The organism is Cryobacterium sp. 10I5, assembly GCF_035019865.1.
In the GTDB taxonomy this organism is placed as follows: domain Bacteria; phylum Actinomycetota; class Actinomycetes; order Actinomycetales; family Microbacteriaceae; genus Cryobacterium; species Cryobacterium breve_A.
Genome location: NZ_JASJVI010000145.1, coordinates 1 through 4,949, shown reverse-complemented (window position 1 = coordinate 4,949; position 4,949 = coordinate 1). Strand labels below are relative to the sequence as shown.

4 protein-coding genes and 1 riboswitch are annotated in these 4,949 nt (G+C 70.3%); of the genes, 3 read left to right on the top strand and 1 reads right to left on the bottom strand.

Annotation, left to right across the window (positions count from 1 at the left end; translation table 11 throughout):
• Window positions 1-144: 144 nt before the first annotated feature.
• Window positions 145-462 carry a hypothetical protein gene (locus tag QN350_RS18950; RefSeq protein WP_322139312.1) on the bottom strand — a complete coding sequence of 106 codons (318 nt, stop codon included), beginning with the start codon at window positions 460-462 and terminating at the stop codon, window positions 145-147.
• Window positions 463-664: 202 nt separating this feature from the next.
• Window positions 665-760, top strand: a riboswitch (glycine riboswitch).
• 168 nt (window positions 761-928) lie between these two features.
• Between QN350_RS18950 and gcvT the strand changes: the two genes are divergently transcribed.
• The 3 genes from gcvT to gcvP form a co-directional block, all read left to right on the top strand.
• Complete coding sequence (gene gcvT / locus QN350_RS18945) at window positions 929-2,056, top strand: glycine cleavage system aminomethyltransferase GcvT (protein ID WP_322139313.1); 1,128 nt, start codon at window positions 929-931, stop codon at window positions 2,054-2,056.
• A 125-nt stretch (window positions 2,057-2,181) separates the two neighbouring features.
• On the top strand, window positions 2,182-2,553 hold the full coding sequence (gene gcvH / locus QN350_RS18940) for a glycine cleavage system protein GcvH (protein WP_281534314.1): 372 nt from the start codon (window positions 2,182-2,184) through the stop codon (window positions 2,551-2,553).
• A 133-nt stretch (window positions 2,554-2,686) separates the two neighbouring features.
• Window positions 2,687-4,949, top strand: a 2,263-nt coding sequence (gene gcvP, locus QN350_RS18935; RefSeq protein WP_323517109.1) for an aminomethyl-transferring glycine dehydrogenase, incomplete at its 3' end; no start/stop codon positions are given.

Here is a 4,949-nt window from a genome sequence, read left to right as displayed (position 1 = left end):
GACTCGTTCCGAGCGTGATCAGGCCCGACTGACCAGGCCGAACCGATGAGGCCGGCCCGTTCAGGCCCGCCCGTTCAGGCCCGCCCGTTCAGGCCCGCCCGTTCAGGCCCGCCCGTTCAGGCGGGCCCGAACCGGTCGGCCCGCTCAGCCGAGAGTGATCAGGCTGCGGCGCCGGATCGGGACGCCGAGCACCTTCTCGGTCCAGCGGACCTCGACGCGGCGATCGGCGGCATCCGCGTGCAACTGGGCGTTGAGGGCGATCGCCTGCGCGTTCGGCTCGACGATCGTCGCCACGATGACTTCGTTCCAAGCCTGGAATGACTCGGGATCGACCGGGGTCACGCGGGCGTCGAACGCCGGAAGCCCGCGGGTCTTGTGCAGCTGCCACCAGGTGGTGCTGCGGCGGCTCGGGGTCCAGGCCTCCCGGCTGCGGTTCCGGGGGGCATCGACGGAGTAGTTCATGGGGGCCTTCGTTCGTTGCCGCTTGTGCGGGCACGTCACTGTAGCGCGACCCGGTGAACCGGACGGGCGGCCACACCGGGGCCCACAGACGCCTCCCGGACGACCGTCTTCGCACACGGCAGCGCGGAACCCCGGCTGCTAAGCTGCTCGCGAAGCGGTCGAGCCGGAACAGGTGCGCCGTCCAACTGAATACCGGGCCGATATGGCCGATGCGGGAGAGTCCGGCGCCCCGGCGGCCGGACACCGAAGGAGCAATCCTCCCCGACAATCTCTCAGGTACTCGTACCGCATCGGACTGGCCACTCTGAAAAGTAGTCGCAGCACAGTGCGGCTCGCCCATGGTGAAAGTCACGTCCCGACCAGGACGCGGCGAAGCTCTCAGGCCTGACGACAGAGGGGGAGTTCCCACGGGGTCTTTCGACCCCGAGAATCTCGCTCGGCCGCGGCCGACCTGCCTGGAGAACTCATGACCCCGGAACTGACCGAACGGTATTCCCCGCTCCACCAGGCGCACGTCGACGCCGGAGCCAGCTTCACCGACTTCGCCGGCTGGCAGATGCCGGTGCGCTACTCGAGCGATCTCGCCGAGCACCACGCGGTACGCACCGCCGCTGGCCTGTTCGACCTCTCCCACATGGCCGAGATCCGAGTGAGCGGGGCGGATGCCGCGGCCTACCTCGACTACGCCCTCGCCGGCAAGCTCTCCGCGATCGCCCTCTTCCAGGCGAAGTACAGCCTGATCCTGAACGCGGCCGGCGGCATCGTCGACGACGTCGTCGTCTACCGCACCGGCGAGAGCGAATTCCTCGTGATCGCCAACGCCGGCAACCACTTCCCGGCGCTCGAGGCCCTCACCAAGCGGGCGGCCCGCTTCGACGTGACCGTGACGGACGAGAGCGACGACACCGCGCTCATCGCCGTGCAGGGCCCGAACTCCCTCACCATCCTGCAGGCCACCATCGGGCTCACGGCGACCGACGACCTCGGCGCCCTCCGCTACTACCGGGCCATGACGGGCGCCTTCACCGACGTGCCTGTGCTGATCGCCCGCACCGGGTACACCGGGGAGGACGGCTTCGAACTGTACGTGCCCATCAATAAGGCCCTCGCACTCTGGAATGCCCTGACAGCGGCCGGCGCCGACCACGGCCTCGTGCCCGCAGGGCTTGCGAGCCGCGACACCCTGCGACTCGAGGCCGGGATGCCCCTCTACGGCCACGAACTGAGCGAGGCGACCTACCCCGCCCAGGCCGGACTCGGCCGGGTCGTCAACCTCGCCAAGGAGACCGACTTCATCGGCCGTGCCGCGAGCGAAGAGGGTCCCCAGGCGGGGTCCGCCGTCCTCGTGGGACTCGTGTCGGCGGGCAAGCGCGCCGGCCGCGCGTCCTACGACGTCTACCGCACCGCCGACGCGCACACCCCGGAGGGCATGATCACGAGCGGCGCCCTCTCCCCGACCCTGGGGCATCCGGTCATGATGGCGTACGTCTCGCCGTCGATCGCCCGGCTCGGCACCGAGGTCTTCGTCGACGTGCGCGGCACGCGCATCCCCGCGACCGTGACCGCGCTCCCGTTCTACTCCCGCAAGCCCTGACCCCGCACGCTCTGACCCCGCACGCCCTGACCCCGCGGGCATCCGCTCCGCTCAGTCCCGCCGGCGAATCCCGCCGGCACCCCACGCCAGACGCACTGCCCGTTGTTCCGCCGAAAGGACATCCCATGACCGACCAGACCACCCTCCAGTACACCGCAGAACACGAGTGGGTGCTCATCGAGGGCGACACCGCCACCGTCGGCATCACGGCATACGCCGCCGAGAAGCTCGGTGACGTCGTCTTCGTCGAACTGCCCGCCGTCGGCACGGGCGTCATCGCCGGCTCGATCGTCGGCGAGATCGAATCCACCAAGTCCGTCGGCGAGCTCTTCGCACCGGTCACCGGCACGGTCACCGCCACCAACGACGGCGTCGTCGACAGCCCCGAGCTCGTCAACAGCGACCCGTTCGGGGAGGGCTGGCTGATCAAGGTCACGTTCCTCGAGCTGCCGCCCCTCCTCAGCCACTCCGAATACTCAGCCCTCACCGGCGAATAACGCGACCGGAAGCAGGCAGCGCCAGATGACCAAGCACCTCAGTCCCACCCTGACCACCCAGGCCTCGTCCCAGGCCGCCGAACGGCCATTCACCGAACGGCACATCGGCACGGATGCCGCGGCGCAGGCCACGATGCTCTCCCGCCTCGGCTACGACTCGGTCGACGCCCTCGTGGCCGCCGCCGTCCCCGCCTCCATCCACGTCGACGGGTTCCGGTCGGCGTCGGACACCCTGCTTCCGCCCGCAGCGAGCGAGCGCGAGGCGCTCGCCGAACTGCGTGCCCTCGCCGGACGCAACACCGTGCAGCGCTCGATGATCGGGCTGGGCTACTACGACACGATCACGCCCGCCGTGATCAAGCGCAACGTGCTCGAGAACCCGAGCTGGTACACGGCGTACACCCCGTACCAGCCCGAGATCTCCCAGGGCCGGCTCGAGGCGCTGATCAACTTCCAGACGATGATCGCCGACCTGACCGGGCTGCACACCGCGAACGCTTCGATGCTCGACGAGTCGACCGCGGTCGTCGAGGGCATGCTCCTCGCTCGCCGCGGGTCGAAGTCGCCGTCGAACCGGTTCCTCGTCGACGCCGACGCGCTCCCGCAGACGAAGGCCCTGCTCGCGAACCGGGCCGCCGCGCTCGGGATCGAGCTTGCGGAGACCGACTTCGGGACGCTCGGCACGCTCCCAGCCGACGCGGGGACATCCGCCCCCGCCGACGATGACGCGGATGCCCCCGCCGGGCTCGGCGAGTACTTCGGCGTGTTCGTGCAGTACCCCGGCGCGACCGGCCGGGTCTGGAATCCCGCCGCCGTGATCGAGGCCGCACACGCCCAGGGCGCCCTCGCCGTCGTCGCCGCCGACCTGCTCGCGCTCACCCTGATCGCGTCGCCCGGTGAACTCGGCGCCGACGTCGCCGTGGGCACGAGCCAGCGCTTCGGCGTGCCGATGGGCTTCGGCGGTCCGCACGCCGGCTACCTCGCCGTCCGCAAGGGCCTCGAACGCCAGATGCCCGGCCGCCTCGTCGGCGTGAGCGTGGATGCGGCCGGCCACCCGGCCTACCGCCTGTCGCTCCAGGTGCGCGAGCAGCACATCCGCCGGGACAAGGCAACCTCGAACATCTGCACCGCCCAGGTGCTCCTCGCCGTGATGGCGGGCATGTACGCCGTCTACCACGGCCCGGACGGGCTCCGCCAGATCGCACGCGGGGTGCACGAGAACGCCGGTCGGCTCGTCGCCGCGCTCCGCGCCGCCGACGTGACTGTGCTGAACGACACCTTCTTCGACACCGTGCGGGTCTCGATGCCGTCCCGGGCCGCCGAGATCGTCGCCCGCGCCTCGGGCGCCGGGGTCAACCTTTACCAGGTCGACTGCGACACGATCGGCATCAGCGTCGACGAGACCACCACCCGGAGCGATCTCTCCGCCGTGCTCGGCGCGTTCGGCGGCACGGATGCCTTCGGTCACGTCGACCTCGAGGCATCCGTCACCGGGCTCCCGGAGGATCTCGCCCGCACGACCACGTACCTCGAGCACCCGGTATTCAACACGCACCGCTCCGAGACGAGCATGATGCGCTACCTCAAGCGCCTCGCCGACTACGACTACGCGCTCGACCGCGGCATGATCCCGCTCGGCTCCTGCACGATGAAGCTCAATGCGGCGACCGAGATGGAAGCCGTCAGCTGGCCGGAGTTCAGCGGGATCCACCCCTTCGCCCCGCGCGACGACGTCGACGGGTACCTCGAACTCATCCGGCAGCTCGAGACCTGGCTGACGGATGTCACGGGGTACGACTCCGTGTCGCTCCAGCCGAACGCGGGGAGCCAGGGCGAACTGTCCGGGCTGCTCGCCATCCGCGGATACCATCTGGCCAACGGAAACGCCGAACGCACCATCTGCCTGATCCCGTCGAGCGCGCACGGCACGAACGCGGCATCCGCGGTCCTCGCCGGGATGAAGGTCGTCGTCGTCGCGTGCGACGAGCTCGGCAACGTCGACCTCGACGACCTGCGGGCGAAGATCGCCGAGCACGCCGACAGCCTCGCGGCGCTCATGATCACCTACCCCTCCACCCACGGCGTCTACGAGCACGAGGTCGGCACCATCTGCCAGGCCGTGCACGCGGCCGGCGGGCAGGTCTACGTCGACGGCGCCAACCTCAACGCCCTGCTCGGCTTCGCCCGGTACGGCGACTTCGGCGGCGACGTGTCGCACCTCAACCTGCACAAGACCTTCTGCATCCCGCACGGCGGTGGTGGACCCGGCGTCGGCCCCGTCGCGGCGAAGGCGCACCTCGCGCCGTTCCTGCCGGGGCATCCGCTCGCCCAGGACGAGGAGCACTACCTGCGGGGCGCCGACGGCACCGCCGACACGGTTGTGCACGGCGGCGGCC

Coding starts and splice junctions, on each gene's coding strand:
- QN350_RS18950 (WP_322139312.1), bottom strand. CDS start 462: ATGAACTACTCCGTCGATGCCCCCCGGAACCGCAGCCGGGAGGCCTGG.
- gcvT (WP_322139313.1), top strand. CDS start 929: ATGACCCCGGAACTGACCGAACGGTATTCCCCGCTCCACCAGGCGCAC.
- gcvH (WP_281534314.1), top strand. CDS start 2,182: ATGACCGACCAGACCACCCTCCAGTACACCGCAGAACACGAGTGGGTG.